We start from the raw sequence: 23,404 nt of genomic DNA, 5'->3' as shown, positions 1-23,404 counted from the left end.
TGACGGCGCTCGTCTGCGCTCCCGGCTCAGATGCTCGTGCTGTTGGGAATGTTCCACGGCCACAGATAGGGGTAGGAGGTGCGGCGCTGCTGGTCGACGCGAAATAGCTCGCCCCCGACACGCGCCAGATTGCACTGGAATCTGGCGACGGCATCCCAAGCTTCCGGGTCGTCGAAGTCCTTATCCTGATAATACCCGAGCATGTCGTACCGATAGGTCCCCAAGTAGTACATGACGGCGACTTGCTTGCCGGACACCACGCTCGGCGGGTGATTGGGAGGCAAGTACGACAAGACATCCGCCTCCATCGGTTGATCCCCCTCGAGCGGCAGGTCGCGGTATCCCGCCAAGGGCATATTCGGGACATGGCCGACATAATCCCACTGTGGAAAATTGACTGCGGCATGTTGCGGGCCGCAGGTCCATATCGCCGCGGTGAGGACCTCCTTCAGCGCCGCAAGGGTCACGATCTTGTCGTCGGGCGTCAGGTCCCGAACGCCGAGACGGTCCGGAGCGGTAAGCTCAGCGACAAAAAGCTGAAGCTCAACGTCATTTGTCACGTCACTGTCGTCACGATAATAAATATCCACGAACTCGCCGACGAACGCTTCGATCGCCCCGTAGATCAGCATGCCGTCGTCCCGATACGGATAGGCGATGTGCGGAGTAGTGACGCTGTCCATTTCCCGGCTCGCCAGCTCCTTCGGAAGCGGGCACAGGTCGCGGAACGTCCAGGTTTTCCAGAAATGATCGACCATTTTCATGGAGTCGAGCCAGGTCGGAGCCATCAGTTCATCAACGTAGCCGCCGGGGTTGATCAGCACCGAGAAGGCAGCCTCGTTGATGGCGAGCAAGAACCTTAGATGCGGCCTGAGAAGCTGCAGGACGGGATGGGCTTGCGCCAGTTGCCGCTCGGCTGCAATCTTGAAGACCGCCATCGACAGGTGGGTCCGGACGATATGGGAGTCGTACTGGTGCAGATGCGCATCGGCCACCTGCACCCCGGCCTTTGCCATCGCCCACGCGTGCGGATGATCCTTCGGCGTGAAGACGGCAACATCGGTGTCCTGGTCGGTCTGGATCGCGAGCGGGCGGAGACCGCCACTTTCACGGTCACCCTGCCAGTAGAACAGGGCGATCGGCGCCCTCACCCGTTTCTGCGGCACCACCAATCCGACGGTCGGGACGAAGCCGCCGAGGTTCGGCAAGCGGTTCAGGTCACGGTAGTCGCATACGAAGATCCGCCCCTCGTCGATCGCCGTCTGGAGCTTGACGCCGGTTTCTGCGGCGTGGCCGTCGTCGATTTTGCTTGCGGCCGGAAGCGGCGCTGAAGAAGACACGCGCCGGATCATCAACGGGTTGACGCCGGCCAGTCGTTGATCGGCGAAGCATTCGTTGGACATCCAGTGCGACGTCACGGAGGGCTTGCTCGGCAAGGTGCGATGCAACTCCGCGTAGGCGCCGAAACTATTGAGATTGATCGTCAGCGAGTCCAGGGCGGCGCCTTCCGCACGCGCCTGCCTTAGGGTCTCCGCTTGCGACCATCGATCGTCGAATTTTTCCTCGGCGGCAAGCTCCACGATCCTTGGAACCCGCGGGAGATCAGGGACGTAGTACCGGTAGAGATCCCGCTTGGACTGCAGATCCAGGTCGCGCTGGCTCGGATTCGGATCGTTCTGCGGCAGGACGGCCATGTTTCCACTCCCTTTCCTCTTCCCTATCGTGCCCCCGACACGGCTTGACGCTAGCATATCGCGCCCGATGTGGCCGACGATCAAGAAGCGGCGGATCGCTCCGGCCGGCATCTGTCAAACATCGACCCCGGCAACCTTCTCCACCGCACGGGATGCTAAACCCGCCTCAAAACGACACCGACAAACTGACGGCGCCGAAGCGGTCGGGTTCGTCCTGGCCGTCGAATTCCTTGGAGCGGAGCAGGTAGCTGAAGGCGAGGCGCCAGTTGTCTAAAACGACGGCGGCGCCGGCCTGCAGGTCGCCGACGGCATACTTCTTGTCGACGCTGTGACTGCTCTCGAAAGTGTTGCCGTCCAGGAAGATGTTGTGGGCGACCGCTCGCCCGGAGGCGCCGGCGAACACGTACCAGGCGAAGCCGTCCGTGACCCGCTCGAAGAACTCGCGGCCGGTGAGATTGGAGCTGATGTTGGGCGGGCCGTAGTCCACGTCCAGGTTGTCGCCGAAACGGACCATCGCGGCCAGCCCCGCCGAAGTCTCCACGTTTCCGAGGCTCGCAGTCACGCTCGGCAGGGCGTCGGCTTCCAAGCCCGCGAACGTAAGCGGCGGCGTCCGCCATTTCCGTTCCAGGATCAGGGCGAAGCCGGGCTCGTTGTCGAGCTGATTGTCCCAGCCGTTGGGCCGCTGCCCGTTGACCAGATCGTGGACGAACTTCTGCGTCTCCTCCGCCAACGACCATGGTCCGACGACGCCGAGGTTGATCTGCAGGGTGTCCAGAAAGTCGACATCGGCGCCCAAGACCGGTTGCGCCGCTTCGGCGTGCAGCGACAGACCGAGGTACAGCCACCCGGCGTAAGGACGGTCGTCGGCGATCAGCGCCGACGTGGTGATGTCGCCCGGCGTAAAGATGCTCTGCCCCAAGGCGACCCCGAAGCGTGCGTCGGCTCGCCGATCGAACGGATACAGCCACTCCAAGGCGTCCGCCGCCCAAGCAAGCTGGTCGCGCACCGCCGGCGAGACGTAGCTTAAGCGGATGCCGTTGGTGTAGTGCCGGTCGGTGCCGGCGAGCAGGTCGTTTTCCCATTGCGCCGTGAACACGCCGCTGTCGGACCCGGCCTCTTCCGCCACGGCGGCGCCGGCCAGAAGGGTTGCGCCAGCGGCGAACAGCACCCGGACGAGCGGTTTCGGCAATGACACGAGGCGTATCCTTCCACTCGGCATCGAACCATGACGGGAACGCGGTGCGCTTGTGCGGGCGGACGGTTTGTGCATGATCGCCGTCACCAAGTCCGATTTTAAGCCAAGCGCCCACTGCCGGCAAAGGAAACGCTGAGATGAGGCCTCTCTCGAAACGGAGCAACGGTTTGAGCCGGGTTGCGGCGCTGGCGATCACGGTCGCCGCGGCGGCGGTTCCGGCCGTCGCGGCCGACGATCCGGTGGTGGCCACGGTCGATGGCGAGGAGATCCGGGCGTCCGACGTGATGCGAAGTGAAAGCCGGCTTCCGGCCCAGTTGCGGGAGGCGCCGCCGACCGTCACCTTGCCGATGTTGATCACGATGAGCATCGATCAGCGCCTGCTTGCAGACGAGGCCCGCCGGCAGGGGCTCGACCAGACGCCCGAAATCAAAGACCAGATGCGGTTCATGGAGGAGCTGGTGCTGGAGCAGGCGCTGCTGCAGAAGCGCCTGGAGAAGGATTTGACGCCATCGGCGGTCAAGGCGCGCTACGATGAACTGGTCAGGGGCACGAAGGATCAGGAGGAGATTCGCGCCCGCCATATCCTCGTCGAGGACGAAGCCACCGCCAAGGACATCATCGGCGAACTGCAGAAGGGCGCCGACTTTGAAACCTTGGCGAAGGAGCGCTCCGTCGGCCCCTCCAAGGAAGCCGGCGGTGATCTCGGATACTTCCTCCCCGGACAAATGGTCCCTGAGTTCAGCGACGCCGCTTCGGCTCTGAAGCCGGGGTCGTTCACCGAAACACCCATAAAGACCCAGTTCGGCTGGCACGTCATCAAGGTGGAGGACCGCCGCAAGCCGAAACCGGCGCCGTTCGCCGAGGTCGAGGACCGGATCCGCCAGGAGATGGCCCGCGAGTTCCGGGCGGCCTACCTCGAAGACCTGCGCAAGGACGCCAAGATCGAGCGGTTCGACAAGACGGCGGATCCGGCGGGTGCGCAATGATCGCCGTCTCGCCGCTTGCTCCGGCCGACGTACCCGAACTGCCGCCGATCCCCGGCGTGCGCCTGGCGACCGCGTCCTGTGCGGTCCGCTACGAGGGCCGCGACGACGTGCTGATGGTCGAGCTTGCTCCCGAGACCGCTGCCGCCGGCGTCCTCACCCGATCGGCGACCGCATCGGCCCCGGTCCTCTGGTGCCGCCGGATGTTGCGCGGCGGACGCTCCCGGGCGCTGCTGGTCAATTCCGGCAATGCCAATGCCTTCACCGGCGAGGCCGGCGACCGCTCGGTGGAGAGGCTCGCCGCGGCGGTTTCCGAGGTACTGAATTGCCGGCCGGAGCACGTGTTGCAGGCCTCCACCGGCGTCATCGGCGAACCGCTGCCGGACCAGCGGATATCGGCTGCCGTCGCCTCGCTCGCCGCGGCTTTGGGTGATGACGGCTGGGAGCGGGCGGCCTCAGCCATCATGACCACGGATACGTTCCCTAAAGCTGCAAGCCGCCGCACCGAGATCGACGGCGTGCCGGTCACCATCAACGGCATCGCCAAGGGCTCCGGCATGATCGCGCCCGACATGGCGACCATGCTGGCGTTCGTATTCACCGATGCGCAGATCACGCCGCCGGCGCTGCAGGCCTTGCTGACCGATGCCGCGGAGCGCACGTTCAACTGCATCACCGTCGACAGCGATACCTCCACCAGCGATACGCTGCTGATGTTCGCCACCGGCGCCGCCGGCCACGCGCCCATCGCCGATGCCGAGGATGCGCGGGCGGCGGATTTCCGGACGGCTCTCGGCGCGCTCTGTCTTGATCTCGCCCATAAAGTGGTTCGCGACGGCGAGGGCGCCTCCAAGTTCGTCACCATCACCGTCACCGGCGCAGAACACCACGCCGCCGCCAAGCGCATCGCGCTCGCCATTGCCAACTCGCCCCTGGTCAAGACGGCGATCGCCGGCGAGGACGCCAACTGGGGGCGCATCGTCATGGCCGTCGGCAAGTCGGGCGAGCGCGCCGATCGCGACCGCATCGACGTACGGATCGGCGGTGTCGCCATTACCCACGCCGGCGCCCGCCGTGCAGACTACGACGAAGGCCCGGTTGCGGCCCACATGAGAGGGGCGGAGATCGACATCGCCGTCGACGTCGGCGTCGGCGGCGGCCGCGCCACCGTGTGGACCTGCGACCTGACCCACGCCTACATCGACATCAATGCCCACTACCGCTCCTGATCCTCTAGGCCCTGCATCGGGTTGCCTGCAGATCCCGTCTTCTGCGCCAGGACCGGCGCCGATCCTCCTGGTGGCTGCGGTGGCGCTGGTCGATGCGGATGGTCGGGTGTTGGTGGCGGAACGGCCCGCCGGCAAATCCATGCCCGGCTTGTGGGAATTCCCGGGCGGCAAGGTGCACGACGACGAAACGCCGGAAGCGACGGTGGTGCGCGAACTCCGGGAAGAGCTCGCCGTCGACATCACGGAGAGCTGCCTGGCGCCGTTCACCTTCGCGTCTCACCGTTATGACGCTTTCCACCTCCTGATGCCGCTCTACCTCTGCCGGGTGTGGAAGGGCGCGCCGACGCCGCAGGAGGGCCAAAGGCTGCGCTGGCTGCGGCCGCTCCGCATGGGTGATCTGCCGATGCCGCCGGCCGACAAGCCGCTGGTCGCAATGCTGCGCGACTACCTTTAGCCGCTCGCGGGCTTCGGACATCGTCGCCGAACGGGAGGATCACCTTTGCCCAAAGTTGAAGTGATTACCGCCTGTGTCATCGTCATCGGCAACGAGGTACTGTCGGGGCGGACGCGTGACGCCAACCTGCCGTTCCTGGCGGTGCGCCTTAACGACCTCGGCATCAGGCTTCAGGAAGCGCGCGTCATCGCCGACGAGCCCACCGCCATCGTTGCTGCCGTCAACGCCTGCCGCAGCGTCTATGACTACATATTCACCACCGGCGGCATCGGACCGACCCATGACGACGTGACGTCCGCGGCGGTCGCCGAAGCGTTCGGGGTCGCGCTGTGGCAGGATCCGCAGGCGCTGGCTTGGCTGCACCAGCAGTACGCGGACAGCGAACTGAACGAGGCCCGCCTCAGGATGGCGAACGTGCCGCGGGGCGCGCGGCTGATCGAGAACCCCGTCAGCCGGGCGCCCGGCTTTCAGATGGACAACGTGTTCGTGCTGCCCGGGGTGCCCGGCATCATGCAGGCCATGTTCGACGGCATAGCGCCGCGCCTCCGCGGCGGCCAGCCATTGCACTCCCGCACCATTTCCGCGTACGTGATGGAGGGAACCATTGCAGGGCCGCTGGCCGGTGTGCAGGAACGCCATCCGGATGTTGCCATCGGCAGCTACCCGTTCGTGCGCGGCGGCCGCATCGGGGCCAGCCTGGTGATGCGCTCGACCGACGAAGCCACCCTTGCCGCCGCCGCTGCGGACCTCGTCGTGGTGATCCGACAGGCGGGGGCCGAACCGGTCGAAGATCCCGTTTGAAAAAGGCCGCGGCCGACTCCGGTTTCCTGATGCATGGAAGCGGTTGCCCTGGACGGGATGACATCCCACTTGTCAACGGCACGTGGAGAACTGCCCATGTTGTTGCCGCATCAACGGGACGTCATCGGCTTTCTGCTGAAGCACCTGCTCGCCGGCAGCATCGGCGGCTTCGTTTTCGGCGCGTTGGTCCTGTGGACCGACATGGCGGGGCTCGGCACCATGATCCTCGCCTCGCCGGACAAGTATCTGGCGCTGGGTCTGCTGTTCTTCGGTCTGTTCATCACCTTCGGCAGCATCGGCATGGCTATCGGCGTCATGGGTCTCGGCGAGGAGCGCGATTCGGACCCTTATTGACGGTGCTCACTATTGCGACCTCGATTGCGCTTTCTCGCGCGTATCGCAGCGACGATCTTGATGGCGGCGATGACGGTGATCCACCCCGCCAGCGGCACCACGAAAATGAACGAGAACAATGGGTGGGACGGGTCGCTGCCGGTGTAAACCACAACGAACAACATCCACGCCGCGGTCACGGCATAGCCGATCTTCGTCCACATGGTTCCGCGCCGCTCCTTCGAGTCTGTGGCGCCTCGGCCGCGCCTCGCAACCGCCACGCCGTTGTCGGGATCTTCTGACGACGTGGACGGCCACGCTGTGGTGCTTGCGCAAGCGCGACTTTGCCGCCAAACTTCGTCATCGGAGCGCCGGTTACATTCCGGTGCTGGAGACGTGAGCCATGAAGTACAGAGTCGTCCTTAAACAGTCCGATGAGGGATACAGTGTCAACTGCCCGGAGCTACCGGGTTGCTGGTCCCAGGGAAGGACCGAGGTTGAGGCCATGGCAAATATCCGGGATGCAATTGCAGAATATCGCGCTGCCGTCACCACGACGTTGTCGGGCGAAGATGTTCGGGAAGTCGAAGTCGCCCACTAGTGTACTGTTTCTAAAGTGTCGACTAATATCCTTGCGCGATGCACGATGCGGGGAGGATCAGTCGAATGGCGCGTCCGATCAAGCGGATCACGGCGGAGCCGGAGGTGGTTGGGGAGCTCGAACGCAGATCGCGGGCGACAAGCATTGAGGCACGGGCGAAGGAGCGCGCGTCGATCGTTCTCCTCAGGCTCGAAGGCCTTGGCGTTGTGGAGGTCGCCGCGCGGCTGGGCACGACGCCCAAGCGCGTATCGACATGGACGAAGCGTTTCGAGACCAAGGGGCTTTCGGGCCTCGAGGACGAGCCGGGGCGCGGTCGCAAGCCGTCGATCCCGCCCGAGAAGATCGAGCGCGTCCTGACCGAGGCCACCCGGCCGCCTGCGCCGCGCAAGCGCTGGAGCGTGCGCTCCATGAGCCGCCACGCGGGCGTCTCGCCCTCCACGGTTCAGCGGGTCTGGTCGAAGAACGCCTTGAAGCCTCACGTGACCAGGACCTTCAAGCTCTCCAACGACCCGAGCTTCGAGGAGAAGTTCTGGGACGTGATCGGGCTCTACCTCAACCCGCCGGAGAAGGCGCTCGTGCTGTGCTGCGACGAGAAGAGCCAGTGCCAAGCCCTGGAGCGCACGCAACTCCGGGCTGCCGCTCGCGCCCAAGCGTCCGGCCACCATGACCCACGACTACAGGCGCCATGGCGTGATCACGCTGTTCGCCGCGCTCGACGCGCTGGTCGGAAAGCTCATCGCGCGCACCGAGGCGCGCCATACCCACGTCGAGTGGCTCAGGTTCCTCAAGCAGATCGACCGCGAGACGCCCAAGGACCTCGATCTCCATCTGATCGTCGACAACTACGCCACCCACAAGCACGCAAAGGTGAAGGCCTGGCTGGCCAGGCACCCGCGCTTTCACGTGCACTTCACGCCCACGTCCTCGTCGTGGCTCAATCTGGTCGAGCGCTTCTTCGCCGACCTTACCGGAGACGTCATCCGTGCCGGGAGCTTCACCTCGGTGAAAGAGTTGGTCGCCGACATCAAGGCCTATCTCGCCCAACGCAACGCCGATCCACGCCCCTACACGTGGAAAGCCGAGGGAGCCGCCATCCTCGAAAAGATCCAGCGCGCCCGCGCCGCCTTGAACCGCGCCGAGCCTGCACTGTAGGATTATTGGTCGCCATTTCAGAGTCGGGTCACTAGCAACCGATGCCCAAGATTTCGCAATCATCGCCGAGCGGTTCGTGCGCTGGGACGGGCCGGATTCGCGTCATTCGCGAGGGCCGCAAGCACGTCGTTATGTCAGACGGCCCGCGATTCCTCACCATCCCGCGCAGCGATCCGGTCAACGCTCATACCATGGGCGGGATCGTCGCGGAGGCGGGGCTGAGTGCCGAAGCGTTCAAGGCCTTGCTGTGATCATGATAGTGGCGGAAACCACGCAAGGGTGGTTTTATGGGCGGCGCTCTACCTAAGAATGCGGGCGTGGCGGAATCGGTAGACGCAACGGACTTGAGTAATTTTGAGTGCACTCGCGGAAACGCGGGATGTAGAACTGCCCAAATTCGGGGGAACCTGTCAGATGGCAATCCCGAGCCAAGCCCGGATGGATCGTTCCGGCCGGGACGGTGTAGAGACTAGACGGGCAGCACCTGAACCCCGGACCGTGGCACGGGGTATGGTGAAGGGATAGTCCAGACCACAAACCGCATCGGCGCTAGCGGCGCCGATACAGGGCGGCGAAAGCCGTAGCTGGTAAGAAAATCCGTTGGGCGCAAGCCCGTGGGGGTTCGAGTCCCCCCGCCCGCACCAAGGCTCGTCGACGACGGTCCGCTCACCATCGAAGACGCGCGGGGCGAACCTGCCGGGCCCTCGCCGTCGCGCATCGTCCATGGCCTCCGCGGTGCGGCGGCGAACGACTGGTGGGCGGTGACGGGTTCGAACCGCCGACATCCACGGTGTAAACGTGGCGCTCTACCAACTGAGCTAACCGCCCGCGCCGACAGCGCGCAATGGGATACTACCGGTCCCTAGCACCGACTTCCACAGGCGATCGTCGCACCGCTCTCATGTCACGGGAGGCCCCCGGGGAGGCCCGACGGCGGTCGCCCCGTCTCTACTACTTGGGCGGCGTCAGTCCGCGAGCGAATCCTTGAGACCTTTGCCGGCTTTGAACTTGGGCTGCTTGGACGCCGGGATCTGGATCGTTTCGCCCGTTCGCGGATTGCGGCCCTGCGACGCCGCCCGATCCGTCACCATGAACGTCCCAAACCCGGTCAGCCGCACCTCGTCGCCGCTCTTCATGGCGTCGGTGATCGCGGCGAAAACGCTGTCGACGGCTTTGGTCGCGTCTCCCTTTGACAAACCTGCACTGTCCGCCACTGCTGCGATAAGCTCATTCTTATTCAATTCACAAACCCCTTCTAAAGATCGAGAAGGATTGATGCTCGGTAGCGGCCCTGCGCTCGCACTCTTGATCGCTGACGCTGCCGGAGTGTAAGGCGCACCACCGTCGCGCGTCAATCGCCAGCCTCTAGCCCCTTGAAGCCATTGAGTTCGCGCCATGGCAGGGGCCCAACTAAGTCGCGAATCATGCCCCAAGCGGGTTATCACACCGGAGTTCAGCGCCTCCCCATTCGCCGACGCCGCTCCCCCCCTAGTGCAGCGGTGCATTCAAAGAATGCACGGTCGCTGCACGCAACCATTTGATTCTAGTGCGCGATCTGACCCGGTCAGATGCACCATCTGACCGGGTCTGTGCACTAGTGGGTGACGACGCCGCCCACGTCTTCCTCGTCGGCGCGCTTGGACGCCAGTGCCGCCGCCTCAAGCTCCGCCTCTTCGCTCCACTCGATGGGCGTCGGTTGGGATACGAGAGCGTGCTTGATCACTTGGTCCACCGTCGCCACCGGCACGATGTTGAGCCCTTTCTTGACGTTGTCGGGAATCTCCGCCAGATCCGGCTCGTTGTCTTCCGGAATCAGCACCTGGCGGAGGCCGCCGCGATGGGCTGCGAGCAGCTTCTCCTTGAGGCCGCCGATGCGAAGCACCCGGCCGCGCAAGGTCACCTCTCCGGTCATCGCCACGTCGCGCTTGACCGCGATGCCGGTCAGCATGGAGACGATGGCGGTCACCATGGCAACGCCGGCCGAGGGTCCGTCCTTTGGAGTCGCTCCCTCCGGCACGTGCACGTGGATGTCGCTCTTGGCGAAGACGGTGGGCCTGATGCCGAAATGAACGGCACGGGACTGCACATAGGATTTGGCCGCCTGGATCGATTCCTGCATGACGTCGCCCAGCTTGCCGGTGATCGTCACCCGCCCCTTGCCCGGTACGGTCACCGCTTCGATCGACAGCAACTCGCCGCCCACCTCAGTCCACGCCAAACCGGTGCAGATGCCGACCAGGTCTTCTTTCTCCACCTCGCCGTAGCGATGACGCTTGATGCCGGCATACTTGCCGAGATTGCGGCGGCTGATGTGAACCGCCGTCTCGTTGCCCATCATGATGTCCTTGACCGCCTTGCGCGTGAGGTTGGCGATCTCCCGCTCGAGATTGCGGACCCCCGCCTCCCGCGTGTAATAGCGGATGAGGTCGCGCAGTGACGCATCCGAGATCGACCACTCCTTCTCCTTCAGGCCATGGGCTTCGATCTGCTTCGGAATCAGGTGGCGCTTGGCGATCTCGACCTTTTCATCCTCGGTGTAGCCGGAGATGCGGATGATCTCCATGCGGTCGAGCAGCGGCGGCGCCATGTTCATGGTATTGGCGGTGGTCAGGAACAACACGTCCGAGAGGTCGTAGTCCACCTCCAGATAGTGGTCGTTGAAATTGCAGTTCTGCTCCGGATCCAGCACCTCCAGCAGCGCCGAGGCCGGGTCGCCGCGCCAGTCGAAACCCATCTTGTCCACCTCGTCGAGCAGGAACAGAGGGTTCGAGGACTTGGCTTTCTTCATCGCCTGGATGACCTTGCCGGGCATCGAGCCGATGTATGTGCGGCGGTGGCCGCGGATCTCCGCCTCGTCGCGCACGCCGCCCAGCGAGATGCGGACGAAGTTGCGCCCCGTGGCGCGGGCTATGGATTTGCCCAGCGAGGTCTTGCCGACCCCGGGAGGTCCGACCAGGCACAGAATCGGTCCGCGCACCTTTTTGGTCCGCTGCTGCACCGCCAAGTATTCGAGGATGCGCTCCTTCACCTTGCCGAGGCCATAATGATCGGCGTCGAGGATTCCCTGCGCCTGGCGAATGTCCTTCTTGACCCGCGTTCGCTTTTTCCACGGGATGTTGATAATCCAGTCCAGATAGTTGCGGACCACCGTCGCTTCGGCAGACATCGGGCTCATCGAGCGCAGCTTCTTGAGTTCCGCCAATGACTTCTCGCGGGCTTCCTTGCTCAGCGCGGTCTTGTTGAGGCGGTCTTCCAGTTCAGCGATCTCGTCGCGGCCCTCTTCGTTTTCGCCGAGTTCCTTCTGGATCGCCTTGAGTTGCTCGTTGAGATAGTATTCGCGCTGGGTCTTCTCCATTTGCCGCTTGACCCGATTGCGGATGCGCTTTTCCACCTGCAGGACGCCGATTTCCGACTCCATGTGGGCGTAGACGCGTTCCAGCCGCTCGGCCACCGTCTCGATCTCCAAAAGCTCCTGCTTCTCGGAAATCTTCAGCGCCAGGTGCGACGCCACGGTGTCGGCGAGTTTGCTGGCGTCGTCGATCTGGTTGATCGACACCAGCACCTCGGGCGGGATCTTGCGGTTGAGCTTGATGTACTGCTCGAACTCGTTGACGACCGAGCGTGACAGCGCCTCCATCTCGTGGTTTTCGCCGACCGGTTCCTCGATCGGCGTCGCCTCCGCCTCGAAGAACGAGTCGTTCTCGACGAAGCCGACGATGCGCGCCCGCGGCCCGCCTTCGACCAGCACCTTGACGGTGCCGTCCGGCAGCTTGAGAAGCTGCAGCACCGTCGACACCGTGCCGACGTCGTAGATCTCGTCGGTGCTCGGGTCGTCCTGGGCAGCGTTCTTCTGCGCGACGAGCAGAATCTGCTTGTCGGCCTTCATGACGTCTTCGAGCGCACGCACGGATTTGTCGCGCCCCACGAACAGCGGAACGATCATGTGGGGGAAAACGACGATGTCCCGCAGCGGAAGAACCGGAAAGACGCTGGTTTTGATTGGCACGATCGATTTGACCTCTATCGGTTCGATGGACACGCCCAACGGGTCGGGTAAGAACGCCGGGCACCCGCTATAGGTGGCTCAACAGGCGTGTGGATCAAGTCCGGCGGGAGCCGTCCCTCGTGAACAAGCGACCGGTGGACGGCCAAAGCCGAATGATGGTGGCGTTGAACAGTCAGGCGCTGCTGCCGACATCGCCGCGCCGGTCGGCGTAGATGTAAAGGGGTTTCGCCGACTGATCGGCGACCTCGCGATTGATCACCACCTCCTCGACGGCCTCCAGGCTGGGAAGCTCGTACATGGTCTCGAGCAGGATCATCTCCATGATGGAGCGCAACCCGCGCGCCCCTGTCTTGCGATCGACCGCCCGCCTCGCGATGCCCTTCAGCGCGTCCTCGGTGAACTGCAGACGCACCCCCTCCATCTCGAACAGGCGCTGGTACTGCTTGACGAGCGCGTTCTTGGGCTTGGTCAGGATGTCGACCAACGCCCATTCGTCGAGATCTTCGAGGGTGGCGAGCACGGCCAGACGGCCGATGAATTCCGGGATCAGCCCGAACTTCAGCAGGTCCTCCGGTTCCACGTCGCGGATGATCTGCCCGGTCAGGCGCTCGTCGGGCGCGCGCACGTCGGCGCCGAAGCCGACCGTAGTGCCCTTGGACCTGGCCGAGATGATCTTCTCCAGTCCGGAAAACGCGCCGCCGCAGATGAACAGGATGTTGGTCGTGTCCACCTGCAGGAATTCCTGCTGCGGGTGCTTGCGTCCGCCCTGAGGCGGGACGCTGGCGACGGTGCCCTCCATGATCTTGAGCAGCGCCTGCTGCACGCCTTCGCCGGAGACATCGCGAGTGATCGAAGGATTGTCGGACTTTCGCGAGATCTTGTCGACCTCGTCGATGTAGACGATGCCGCGCTGTGCCCTCTCGACATTGTAGTCGGCCGACTGCAGGAGCTTGAGAATGATGTTCTCGACATCCTCACCCACGTAGCCGGCTTCGGTGAGCGTGGTGGCGTCGGCCATGGTGAACGGGACGTCGAGGATGCGCGCCAAAGTCTGGGCCAACAGCGTCTTGCCGCAGCCGGTCGGGCCGATCAACAGGATGTTGGACTTCGCCAACTCCACGTCGTTGCTCTTGGCGCCGTGGCTGACCCGCTTGTAGTGGTTGTGGACGGCGACCGATAGGACCCGCTTCGCCCGCTCCTGCCCGATGACGTAGTCGTCGAGGACGCCGCAGATCTCCCGCGGCGTCGGCACGCCGTCGCCTGATTTGATCAGGTTCGACTTGTGCTCCTCGCGGATGATGTCCATGCACAGCTCGACGCATTCATCGCAGATGAACACCGTCGGCCCCGCGATCAGCTTGCGAACCTCATGCTGGCTCTTGCCGCAGAAGGAGCAATACAGCGTGTTCTTGGAGTCGCCACCGGAGGTTTTGCTCATCGACACAACCCTACACGTCCAAGCGTACTATGTTAGCCACGAGACGCGGGTTCGGACAATCCCAAAAAACAAAAACGTCACGCAGCCTTACTTGCATTTTCTGCCTAAACCATCTCATCTGCCGCCGGGCGCCCGTCCCGCCCGGCGGCGAACGCCGCGCGCGTGGGTTGTGGCATATCACGACCGGCCCGCCGGTGGCGGTCAAGCGTCGCCGGCGGTGTCGGTCGGACGCGGCCGGCTGACCACCACTTCGTCGACGATCCCGAAGTCCTTGGCCTCTTCCGGGCTCAGGAACCGATCCCGTTCCAGCGCATTCTCGATCACGTCGAGCGACTGGCCCGTGTGTCTTACGTATATGTCGTTCAGCCGCGCCTTGAGCGCAAGGATCTCGCGAGCCTGGATTTCGATGTCCGTCGCCTGTCCCTGGACGCCGCCCGACGGCTGGTGGACCATGATCCGCGAGTTCGGCAATGCGTAGCGCTTCCCTTTCGCCCCGGCCGCCAGGAGCAACGACCCCATCGACGCCGCCTGCCCGACGCAGACGGTCGAGACGCTTGGCCGGATGTACTGCATCGTATCGTAGATTGCTAAACCGGAAGTTACGACGCCGCCCGGCGAGTTTATGTAGAATGCGATGTCCTTGTTGGGATTCTCGGACTCGAGGAACAGCAACTGTGCGCAGATCAGGCTGGACACCGCATCGTTGACTCCGCCGGTGAGGAAGACGATCCGCTCCTTCAACAGCCGAGAATAGATGTCGTAAGCCCGTTCGCCGCGGCTCGTGGTCTCCACCACCATCGGCACCAGCGTATTCATCATCGGCTCAAAGGGCATCGTCATGGCTTTTTTTCCGGCGTTGTTGGGGAAGTTTCCTGAACCGTCTGACCTGAAACGTGTGGCCAGGATCGGGATGGTGTGACGTGGATGATCCGGGACATGTGACCGGCGCGCGCCCATGCACGCCGATCGCCAGGGTCTGCAGGGTCGACGCGATGAGCCGCCGGCGGCCGCGATCAACGTGGCAAGGGTTCGTCACCAAGCTTCGGGCGCTAGGTTTGAATGTCGTCTTGGGCAGCGGCGTCGTCTTTCCCCTTCTCCGCCGCCCCCTGCTCCGCCGCGGAAACCGTCGGGTCGGCGTCAGCATCGCGGGTCAACTCGTCGACTGAAACCTCCCTGTCGGTGACCGTTCCCATCTCGATCAGGAAATCGACGACCTTGTCCTCCAGGATTGGCCCGGCAAGAGACTCCATCGCCTCCGGACGCTTCTTGAAGAATTCCAGGATATTGGCTTCCTGGCCCGGGAACCGCCGAACCTGCTCGGAGAGCGCCCGCTGCAGTTCTTCCCGAGACACTTGAAGATTGTGTCGGCGCGCGACATCCGACAGCACCAGCCCAAGACGCACCCGCCGCTCGGCGACCGACCGATACTCCTCCCGTTCCGGTTCCGTCAGCGCCGAATCATCGAACGCGTCCGCAGGAGCCTCGTCATGATCGTGGTCATGGTCGTGGGCGTGATGGTCGTGGTCATGGTCGTGGTCGTGGGCGTGATGGTCGTGGCCGTGGTGCTCATGATCATGCTCATGCTCATGCTCATGGTCATGGTCATGATGAACGTGATCGTCATCCGCCGGCCCAGCTTCGACCTCGGCATCCGCATCGGCATGGCCGCCCGGCTTCGTATCGCCGTGGCGCTCCGGCCGCTCCTGCAAGGCGCGGTCGACGATGGTCCGGTACTCGTGGGAAACGAGACTGGGCGGCACCGGAAACGTGTACATCTCTGCCAGAACGTCGAGAAGCGAGCGCTTCATCCGCATGCGGGAATACGCCTTCAGCTTCTGCGTCTCCGACTCCTCGATCATCTTTCGCAGCGCCGCCACGTCTTCGAGACCGAACTTCTTGGCGAAGGCATCGTCGATGGCGGACGCCTTGCGCTCCCGCACCTCCTTGACGCGCACTTCGAACTCCGCGGCCTTGCCGGCCAGGCTCTCCGCCGAATAGCCTTCGGGAAAGGACACGGCGACGGTTTTCGTGTCGCCGGCGCGACAGCCCACCAGTTGATCCTCGAAGCCCGGCAGCAAGACGTTGGAGCCGAGTTCAAGCTCGTAATCCTCGGCCTTGCCACCGGCGAACTCTTCACCGTCGATGCGGCCGACGAAATCGATGAGCAACTGGTCACCGGTCGTGGCCGGCCGGTCGCCGTCGAGGGGCGCGAAGCTCTTTTCTCCCTCTGCAAGCTCGCCGAGGGTCTTGTCGACCTGCGCCGGATCGAGCGGCGCGGTCAGGCGTTCCACCTTGATCTTGTCGAACTCCGGCTCGGGGATCTCCGGAAGGATTTCCACTGCAAGCTGATACTCGAAATCGCCGTCGGCGTCGCTCGAGGTCACGGTGATGTTCGGCCGACCGGCCGGCCGCAACCCGCGCTCCGTCATTACGGCGGTCGACGTCTCGTTGACCGCTTCTTCCAGCGCCTCGACGCGGGCCGCGGCGCCGAAGCGCTTGCGGAGCAGCGACACCGGCACCTTGCCCGGGCGGAACCCCGGCATGCGCATGGTGCGACTGAGTTCCTGCAGCCGGCTGGTGACCTTCTCGTCCACTTCGCTCGCCGGGATTGCGACGGCAAATTCCCGCACCAGCCCGTCCATCTTCGTCTCGGTGACCTGCATTCTCGATCCACTCGCTAAAGAAAATTCGTATCTGCATTTCGGGGTATCGCACCAGCCGCGCCGCCAGCGGGACAGCGTCAGGATGCGACTGTTGGCCTGGTGCGGGCGGAGGGATTTGAACCCCCACGACTTGCGTCACAGGTACCTAAAACCTGCGTGTCTACCAATTCCACCACGCCCGCTCCCGCCCGGGACCGTCGGCAGGGTGGCCTCGTAATCTAGACCATTGCCATTGCCTGTCAATTGGGGCCGTCACCTGTCGCCGGATCGACCCGGCGCCAAGGCGATCGCGATCCGGTTCGACGAGACGTCTCGCGGAGGCGTTGCCGGCGAGCTCGCTCCGTCATCCTTGACAGTCTCCTCGACCGCCGTCCAGCCGGATGTCCTTGACCGCCATCCCGCCGGAGATTATGTTCTTTGATTGTTCTTGTCCAGTGTGCATTCGGTGCTGATCCGCTTGAGCGCTGCCCGCCCCTCGCGTCATCGAGCGCGGCTTCACACGAGAACCAACCAAACTGAATTTCATTTGAAATCAATTGGTTAACCAGAGGTCTGCATACATCCGACTACATCCGCATACATTTTTTTCGCCGAAACGTACACAAAGCGTGGATTATCAGGTATTTGATCCCAATGCGGTTGTGCAAAACCATGGCAAGCCGGCACGAAACCGCGCGGAGTCGCGCCGGAACGTGACTCATGCCGTTGAAATGCACGCAGGGATTTATCGCCTTCCGGTTGTGGTGATCAACTCCCGCGCAGGCGGCGGACGATCTGCGGCAACGCGACGCACAGATCCTCCGCGACCAGCCCCGGACCGGCGATCTCTGCCGCCGCTCCATGGGCCCATGTGGCTGCGGCGGCGGCGCCGAACGGGTCCGCGCCCTGCGCCATCAGCCCCAGCACCATGCCCGCCAGCACGTCACCGCTGCCGGCGGTCGCAAGGTCCGGCGGCGCGTTGACGTTGACGGCGGCGCGGCCGTCCGGCGCGGCGATCACCGTATCCGCCCCTTTGAGGAGCACCACGGCGCCGCTCGCCGCCGCGGCCGCTCGCGCCCGCGACAGCTTGTCCCCCTCCACATCGAACAGGCGCGCGAACTCGCCCTCGTGCGGCGTCAGGACGCACGGCCCTTCGATCCGCTCGAACAGCGCGGCCGGGCGGTCGCGGAACACGGTGATGGCGTCGGCATCCAGCACGCACGCCTTGCCGGCGCCGAGTGCCCACTCGACGCGCCGCCGCGTCACCTCGGAAACGCCCGCGCCGGGGCCCAGCAGCACCGCGTTGCGGCGTTCATCCGCAACATAGCCGCGGAGTGCATCGTCGTCCTCTACGGGCAATACAAGCGTCCCCGGCCGCTCCGCCGCGTAGATGCCGAAGCGCTCCGGCGGACAGGCGATGGTGACCAGCCCGGCGCCAATGCGCCGCGCGCCTTCGGCAGCGAGACGCGCCGCACCGGTCATGGTGTCGCCGCCGATCACCACCGCGTGCCCGCGTCCATACTTGTTGTCGCTCGCTCCCCGGCGCGGCAACCTCCCGATCCACAGCGGCGGCGCGTTCACGAACGTCTGCGGCCGGATGTCGTCGAGCACGCTCACCGGAATGCCGATGTCGGCCACCACCACGCGGCCGCAGTACTCCCGTCCCGGCAGCAGCACGTGCCCCGGCTTGGCGCGAAAAAACGTGACCGAGACCCGGCAGCGGGGGGCGACCCCGAGGACCGCGCCCGTGTCGCCATGGATGCCGCTCGGTGTGTCCACCGCGACGCAGTCGAGGCCGCGCGCGTTCACGGCGTCGATGACGGCGGCCGCCGTGCCGTCGACCGGCCGCTGCAGGCCGGCGCCGAAAAGGGCGTCCACCACCAGCGGATCGCCGGCAAGGAGGTCCGGGTCGAGGGGCCGCACGCCGCCGTTCCAGCGCCCGGCCCACCGCTCCGCGTTCACGGCGGCGTCACCCTTGAGCCTGGTCACGTCGCCGAGCAGGCCGATGCGAACCGGCCAGCCGCGGCCGGCCAACAGGCGCGCGACGACGAAACCGTCGCCGCCGTTGTTGCCGGGGCCGCACAGCACCACGGTGCGGCGCGGCCGCCACCGCCTCCGGATCTCGCGGGCGATCGCCGTTCCGGCCGCTTCCATCAAATCGAGGGTGCGAACGCCGGCCGCGGCAGCCCCGGCGTCCGCGGCGTACATCTGGTCGACGGTCAGAAGGGCGTGCTTGAGCATGGCGCCACGGTTCCCGCCAAGAGGGCGTTGTCCAGGGCGCCATCATAGCCGGGCGACACCCTGGCGGAAACCGCCCTGTCGGCCTATAAGGCCGAACCTGCGGCATGCACCACGGAAGATCGGACGTGAAGGTCTTGGTTCTCGGCGCCGGCGTCGTCGGCGTCGCCTCGGCGTACTACCTGGCGCAAAGCGGCCATGAGGTCACCGTCGTCGATCGCCGGGACGGGCCGGGCCTGGAGACGAGCTTCGCCAACGGCGGCCAGATCTCCGCCAACCATGCGACCCCGTGGGCGACCCCGGGGACGCCGTGGAAGGCGCTGGGGTGGCTCGGACGCCGCGACGCGCCGTTGTTGCTGCATCTCCGCGCCGACCCGGCGCTCTGGTCGTGGCTCTCGCGGTTCCTCGCGAACTGCACGACGGAGCGGCTCAGGGTCAACACGGAGCGGGCGCTCAGGGTCGCCGTCTACAGCCGCGAGCGGCTGGCCGCGCTGCGCGCGGAGACCGGAATCGCCTACGACGCGCTGCAGCGGGGCATCCTCCACATTTTCCGCAATGAACGTGACTACCGGGACGCGCTCCCTCAGGTCGAATTGATGGACCGGCACGGCTGCCGGCGTCGGATCGTCGCCGCCTCGGAATGCCTCGAGATCGAGCCGGCGCTGGCCGCGGTCGGCGATGACCTTGTCGGCGGCATCTTCAGCCCCGACGACGAGAGCGGCGACGCGTACTCGTTCACCACCGGCCTCGCGGAGATCTGCGAGAGCCTCGGCGTCGCGTTCCGCTATGGGACCGCAGTTCAGAGGCTGGTTCGCGCCGATGACGGGCTGGCGGGCGTTGACACCGATCTTGGTCGGCTCACGGCCGATGCCTACGTCGTGGCCTTCGGCAGCTATTCGCCGCTGCTGTTGAAGCCGATCGGCCTCCGCTTGCCGGTGGTCCCGGCCAAGGGCTACTCGGTGACGCTGCCCATCGTCCGGCCGGAGAAGGCGCCCTCGGTCGGTCTCATCGACGACGCGTTCAAGATGGTCTACAGCCGCCTCGGTGACCGGCTGCGCATCGCCGGCACCGCCGAGTTCGCCGGCTACGATGACGCTCTCGACGAGCGCCGCGCCCGCTTCCTCCTCGGCAAGGCCTTGGAGATCTTCCCCGACTGTGGGGATCCGGCCGAGGCCGTGTTCTGGGCCGGCCTTCGCCCGTCGACGCCGGACGGGGTGCCGGTCATCGGCCGCACCCCGGTCGCCAACTTGTTTCTCAACACCGGCCACGGCACCCTCGGCTGGACCATGGCCTGCGGTGCCGGCCGGCTGATCGCCGACCTTGTCAGCGGCGCCGCCCCCGGTATCCCCCTCGACGGCCTCGGCCTCGATCGGTTCGCGTAAAGACGGTTGACGCCCGAGGGCAGCCAGGTGTAAGAACATAAAAAGAACAAACAGCCGAGGGAATGCCGTCAATGGCCGCTTCAATGGCCAACAGCCCCCGTCCCAATCCTGCCGTCATCGCCGAACTTTCCGCTCGGATTCAAAGGATTGGCCGGCACGGCCGGATCTCGGAGCGGCCGCTGCCGGTGGTCCCGCTGGGGATCGAGACGATCGACGCCGCCCTGCCGTGGAAGGGGCTCCCCCGCGGTGGCCTGCACGAGGTCGTCGCCGCCGATATCAGCACTGCGGCGGCCGGCTTCTGCGCCGTGGTGCTGGCGCGTCTGGCGGGGGACGACGGCGCCGTGGCGTGGTGCCGGCCCGGCGCCGGTTGTCATGGCCCCGGCCTCCTCTATGGTCCCGGTTTGGTCGGCCTCGGGCTCGACCTCCGTCGGCTGATCGTGGTGCGCGCCCGGCGCGAGGCCGACCTCCTGTGGGCCATGGAGGAAGGGCTCAGGAGCGGCGCCCTGGTCGCCATGGCGGGAGAGACCGCCACCCTCCAGCCGGTGGCGCTCCGCCGCCTGCAACTGGCGGCCGAAAGCACCGGCACGGCGGCTTTGTTGCTGCGCCCCGCCGGCGTGCAACCGGCCGCGACGCCGGCCCTGACCCGCTGGCGGATCGGCACGGCGCGCGCCCAGTCTCCACCGGATGCCGCTGATGGCGTAGTCCGGCCACCTGGCGGCGGCGGCGCCGAAGGTCACCGTGTCCGGCCCCGCTGGAGCGTCGAGTTGCTCCGCTGCAGGACCGGGATCGCCGGGCCACCCGTCGCCGCCGGCGGCCTTTCGCCCTCCGGGGCCTGTTCCGGGGCTTCCTCATGGCTGTTGGAATGGTGTGATGAAACGGGTGGTTTCGTTGTGGCTGCCGAGCTTCAGCACCGATCGCCTAAGCCGGCACAAGCTGAGCCGGCACAGGCACAGGCACACGCAACGACGCCTTGAACCGCCGGCGCCCGTCGGCTCGGGGTCGGATCCCCTGGTCACAACAACGGCGGCGCATGGTGGCGTCCGCATCGTCAGCGTCGATCCCACGGCCGCCGCGGCAGGCCTGCGCCCGGGCCTGACCCTGGCCGAGGCCCATGCCCTGAGCCCGGGTCTGAACGCCGCCGAAGCGGACCCGCCCGCCGATCGCAAGGCTCTGGAGGCGCTGGCGGACTGGTGCGGGCGCTACACGCCGTGGACGGCGGTGGACGCGGAGAACGGCGGGACAGGCGGCTGGGCCGGTCCGTTCGGCGGCGGCGCCGGCGCATGGCTCGACATCAGTGGCTGCGCGCATCTGTTCGGGGGCGAGGCGGCCCTCGTCGAGGATCTGGTCACCCGCCTCCGGCGTTTCGGCTTCGCCGCCACCGCCGCCGTCGCCGACAGCGCCGGCGCCGCCTGGGCGACCGCCCGCTTCGCTGCCGACACCAGCACCGCCGTCGTCGTTCCGCCCGGGGAGCAGCGGAGGGTGCTGGCGCCGCTTCCCGTCGCCGGGTTGCGGCTGCCGGCCGCGGTGGTGGACGGCCTCGATCAGGTCGGGCTGCGCCGCATCGGCGATCTCCTGGACCTGCCGCGTCCACCGCTGGCGGCCCGCTTCGGCGCGATCCTGCTGACGCGCCTCGACCAGGCGCTGGCCCGCGCCGACGAGCCGCTGTCGCCGCGCCTCCCCGTCCCCGCCCTTGCAGCGCGCCTCGCCTTCGCCGAGCCCGTCGCCCGTCCGGAGGACATCGCCGCCGCCACCCGCCACCTGCTCCGGGACCTCGCCGCCCGCCTGGTGGCGGCGCGGCAGGGCGCCCGCCGGCTTGAGTTGCGGTTCTATCGGGCCGACGGCGGCGTCGCCTCCGTTGTCATCGGCACCAGCCGGCCGGCGCGCGAGCCGGACCACTTGGCGCGGCTGTTCCGCGACAAGCTGGAGAGCGTCGACGCCGGCTTCGGGATCGAGGTCGCGGTGCTGGCGGCGACGGTGGTCGCCCCCTTCCCCCACACCCAGATGACGCTCACCGCCGACTCCATGGCGCAAGCGGAAAGCCTCGCGCGCCTGGTCGACCGCCTCAGCACTCGCCTCGAGGCGGACAACGTGGCGCATCTTGTGGAGCGCGCCAGCCACATTCCCGAACGCCGCTGCTCTGCCGTTGCGGCGATCGCCGAACCTCCCGCCGCCGAAGACGCGGCCAGGCACCTGGCCGGCGATGAGCGTTCCCGCCAGCCGCGCCCACTCCAACTCTTGCCTTGGCCCGAACCCATCGAGGCGATCGCGCCCGTCCCCGACGGCCCGCCGGTGATGTTCCGCCGCGGCCGGCAGCCGCACCGGGTCGCGGCGGCGGAAGGACCGGAGCGGATCGCCCCGGAATGGTGGCTCGAAGACGACGGCCACGACCCCGAGCGCCAGTCGCGCATCCGCGACTATTACCGCGTCGAGGACTGTGACGGCCGCCGTTTCTGGATCTATCGCGAGGGCTTCTACCGTCCGGACCTCCCGCCCCGCTGGTACCTCCACGGCCTGTTCGCCTGAACGCCCGCCCATGGTATGCTGGCAAAATGCCTGCAGAAGGAGACCCGCCAATGGCCAACCTCACCATCCGCAACGTCGACGACGACGTGGTCGCGGCGCTCAAGACTCAAGCCAAGGATCACAACCGCTCTTTGGAAGCCGAGATCCGGCAAATGCTCGCGGAGCGCGCGCATCGCCCCTGGCGCGTCGCCGAGAAGTTGGCGCTTGCCGATCGGATCGCTGCATTGACACCCGATGTTCCCCAGACGGACAGCGTGGAGTTGTTGCGGGAGGACCGCGCTCGGTGATCGTCATCGACGCCAGCATCGCCATCAAATGGTTCATCAGCGAGGAACACCGCCCGGAGGCACGACAGATCCTGATGTTGGAAGAGCAACTCACAGCGCCGGACCTGATCGTGACGGAACTCGCCAACATCGCGTGGAAGAAATCGATGCGAGAAGAGATCGATGCCGCACAGGCTCGGCTCATCATCCCCGCCGTCCACCAATACATACCAGCGATGCACCGCTCGCTTGACCTGGTGGAGCGAGCGCTGGACATCGCCCTGGATCTCCGGCATCCGATCTACGACTGCATCTATCTGGCGTGCGCCGAACGGGTCGGCGGGACGCTCATCACCGCCGACCGGCGCCTCACCAGGAGCCTCGAGAACACCGCCTATGCCCCCCTCGTCCGTTTCGTCGCCGACGTGGAGATACCGCCGGACCTGCAGCCTTGACTTTTTTGAAGG

Annotated in this window: 20 protein-coding genes, 2 tRNA genes and 1 pseudogene; 12 read left to right on the top strand and 11 right to left on the bottom strand. The window is 65.8% G+C overall.

Annotated elements, in window-relative coordinates:
- Positions 1-26: 26 nt before the first annotated feature.
- Both IPM60_06135 and IPM60_06130 read right to left on the bottom strand, forming a co-directional pair.
- On the bottom strand, positions 27-1,694 hold the full coding sequence (locus IPM60_06135) for a hypothetical protein (GenBank protein ID MBK8907474.1): 1,668 nt from the start codon (positions 1,692-1,694) through the stop codon (positions 27-29).
- 166 nt (positions 1,695-1,860) lie between these two features.
- Positions 1,861-2,889 (bottom strand): lipid A deacylase LpxR family protein, encoded by a 1,029-nt coding sequence (locus tag IPM60_06130; GenBank protein MBK8907473.1) that lies wholly within the window; start codon positions 2,887-2,889, stop codon positions 1,861-1,863.
- A 137-nt stretch (positions 2,890-3,026) separates the two neighbouring features.
- Here IPM60_06130 and IPM60_06125 point away from each other — a divergent pair, with 137 nt between their 5' ends.
- The 5 genes from IPM60_06125 to IPM60_06105 all read left to right on the top strand — a co-directional run bounded on the left by IPM60_06125 (position 3,027) and on the right by IPM60_06105 (position 6,710).
- Positions 3,027-3,875 (top strand): peptidylprolyl isomerase, encoded by an 849-nt coding sequence (locus tag IPM60_06125; GenBank protein MBK8907472.1) that lies wholly within the window; start codon positions 3,027-3,029, stop codon positions 3,873-3,875.
- Positions 3,872-5,101: a bifunctional glutamate N-acetyltransferase/amino-acid acetyltransferase ArgJ gene (gene argJ, locus IPM60_06120; protein ID MBK8907471.1), complete on the top strand. Its 1,230-nt coding sequence runs from the start codon at positions 3,872-3,874 to the stop codon at positions 5,099-5,101. The genes IPM60_06125 and argJ overlap by 4 nt, the downstream gene beginning before the upstream one ends.
- On the top strand, positions 5,082-5,555 hold the full coding sequence (locus IPM60_06115) for a (deoxy)nucleoside triphosphate pyrophosphohydrolase (GenBank protein MBK8907470.1): 474 nt from the start codon (positions 5,082-5,084) through the stop codon (positions 5,553-5,555). Before argJ ends, IPM60_06115 begins: the two co-directional genes overlap by 20 nt.
- 45 nt (positions 5,556-5,600) lie before the next feature.
- The gene (locus tag IPM60_06110) at positions 5,601-6,356 is read left to right on the top strand and encodes a competence/damage-inducible protein A (GenBank protein ID MBK8907469.1); all 756 of its coding nucleotides are present in this window, start codon (positions 5,601-5,603) and stop codon (positions 6,354-6,356) included.
- Between the two features lie 90 nt (positions 6,357-6,446).
- The gene (locus IPM60_06105; protein MBK8907468.1) at positions 6,447-6,710 is read left to right on the top strand and encodes a hypothetical protein; all 264 of its coding nucleotides are present in this window, start codon (positions 6,447-6,449) and stop codon (positions 6,708-6,710) included.
- Here IPM60_06105 and IPM60_06100 read toward each other — a convergent pair.
- Entirely contained in the window at positions 6,704-6,913 is a 210-nt protein-coding gene (locus tag IPM60_06100) for a hypothetical protein (protein MBK8907467.1), read from the bottom strand. The genes IPM60_06105 and IPM60_06100 overlap by 7 nt on opposite strands.
- A 179-nt stretch (positions 6,914-7,092) precedes the next feature.
- Here IPM60_06100 and IPM60_06095 point away from each other — a divergent pair, with 179 nt between their 5' ends.
- Positions 7,093-7,290, top strand: a complete 198-nt coding sequence (locus IPM60_06095) for a type II toxin-antitoxin system HicB family antitoxin (protein MBK8907466.1) — start codon at positions 7,093-7,095, stop codon at positions 7,288-7,290.
- 65 nt (positions 7,291-7,355) lie between these two features.
- Positions 7,356-8,442: pseudogene (locus IPM60_06090) on the top strand (IS630 family transposase).
- Positions 8,443-9,194: 752 nt separating this feature from the next.
- Here the strand turns inward: IPM60_06090 and IPM60_06085 are convergent.
- The 8 genes from IPM60_06085 to IPM60_06050 form a co-directional block, all read right to left on the bottom strand.
- Positions 9,195-9,270: transfer RNA gene (locus tag IPM60_06085), tRNA-Val, on the bottom strand.
- Between the two features lie 137 nt (positions 9,271-9,407).
- Complete coding sequence (locus IPM60_06080; GenBank protein ID MBK8907465.1) at positions 9,408-9,683, bottom strand: HU family DNA-binding protein; 276 nt, start codon at positions 9,681-9,683, stop codon at positions 9,408-9,410.
- A 353-nt stretch (positions 9,684-10,036) separates the two neighbouring features.
- Positions 10,037-12,451: an endopeptidase La gene (gene lon / locus IPM60_06075; protein MBK8907464.1), complete on the bottom strand. Its 2,415-nt coding sequence runs from the start codon at positions 12,449-12,451 to the stop codon at positions 10,037-10,039.
- 169 nt (positions 12,452-12,620) lie between these two features.
- On the bottom strand, positions 12,621-13,886 hold the full coding sequence (gene clpX, locus IPM60_06070) for an ATP-dependent Clp protease ATP-binding subunit ClpX (protein MBK8907463.1): 1,266 nt from the start codon (positions 13,884-13,886) through the stop codon (positions 12,621-12,623).
- A gap of 201 nt (positions 13,887-14,087) precedes the next feature.
- On the bottom strand, positions 14,088-14,726 hold the full coding sequence (gene clpP / locus IPM60_06065; GenBank protein ID MBK8907462.1) for an ATP-dependent Clp endopeptidase proteolytic subunit ClpP: 639 nt from the start codon (positions 14,724-14,726) through the stop codon (positions 14,088-14,090).
- A 209-nt stretch (positions 14,727-14,935) separates the two neighbouring features.
- Complete coding sequence (locus IPM60_06060; protein MBK8907461.1) at positions 14,936-16,549, bottom strand: trigger factor; 1,614 nt, start codon at positions 16,547-16,549, stop codon at positions 14,936-14,938.
- A 97-nt stretch (positions 16,550-16,646) separates the two neighbouring features.
- Positions 16,647-16,731, bottom strand: a tRNA-Leu gene (locus IPM60_06055).
- A 565-nt stretch (positions 16,732-17,296) separates the two neighbouring features.
- A complete protein-coding gene (locus tag IPM60_06050) occupies positions 17,297-18,769 on the bottom strand; it encodes an NAD(P)H-hydrate dehydratase (GenBank protein ID MBK8907460.1) in 1,473 nt (490 codons plus the stop codon).
- 125 nt (positions 18,770-18,894) lie between these two features.
- On the opposite strand from IPM60_06050, the gene IPM60_06045 reads away from it, so the two are divergent.
- The 5 genes from IPM60_06045 (at position 18,895) to IPM60_06025 (ending at position 23,392) form a co-directional block, all read left to right on the top strand.
- Complete coding sequence (locus IPM60_06045) at positions 18,895-20,148, top strand: D-amino acid dehydrogenase (protein MBK8907459.1); 1,254 nt, start codon at positions 18,895-18,897, stop codon at positions 20,146-20,148.
- Between the two features lie 71 nt (positions 20,149-20,219).
- Positions 20,220-21,122 carry a hypothetical protein gene (locus IPM60_06040; protein MBK8907458.1) on the top strand — a complete coding sequence of 301 codons (903 nt, stop codon included), beginning with the start codon at positions 20,220-20,222 and terminating at the stop codon, positions 21,120-21,122.
- Positions 21,019-22,671 carry a DNA polymerase Y family protein gene (locus tag IPM60_06035; protein ID MBK8907457.1) on the top strand — a complete coding sequence of 551 codons (1,653 nt, stop codon included), beginning with the start codon at positions 21,019-21,021 and terminating at the stop codon, positions 22,669-22,671. Before IPM60_06040 ends, IPM60_06035 begins: the two co-directional genes overlap by 104 nt.
- A gap of 50 nt (positions 22,672-22,721) precedes the next feature.
- Positions 22,722-22,958 carry a hypothetical protein gene (locus IPM60_06030; GenBank protein MBK8907456.1) on the top strand — a complete coding sequence of 79 codons (237 nt, stop codon included), beginning with the start codon at positions 22,722-22,724 and terminating at the stop codon, positions 22,956-22,958.
- Positions 22,955-23,392 carry a type II toxin-antitoxin system VapC family toxin gene (locus tag IPM60_06025; protein MBK8907455.1) on the top strand — a complete coding sequence of 146 codons (438 nt, stop codon included), beginning with the start codon at positions 22,955-22,957 and terminating at the stop codon, positions 23,390-23,392. Before IPM60_06030 ends, IPM60_06025 begins: the two co-directional genes overlap by 4 nt.
- Positions 23,393-23,404 lie beyond the last annotated feature (12 nt).

The organism is Rhodospirillales bacterium, from assembly GCA_016710335.1.
Taxonomy (GTDB): Bacteria; Pseudomonadota; Alphaproteobacteria; order Rhodospirillales; family Defluviicoccaceae; genus JADJXQ01.
This window is presented reverse-complemented; position numbering and strand designations above follow the sequence as displayed.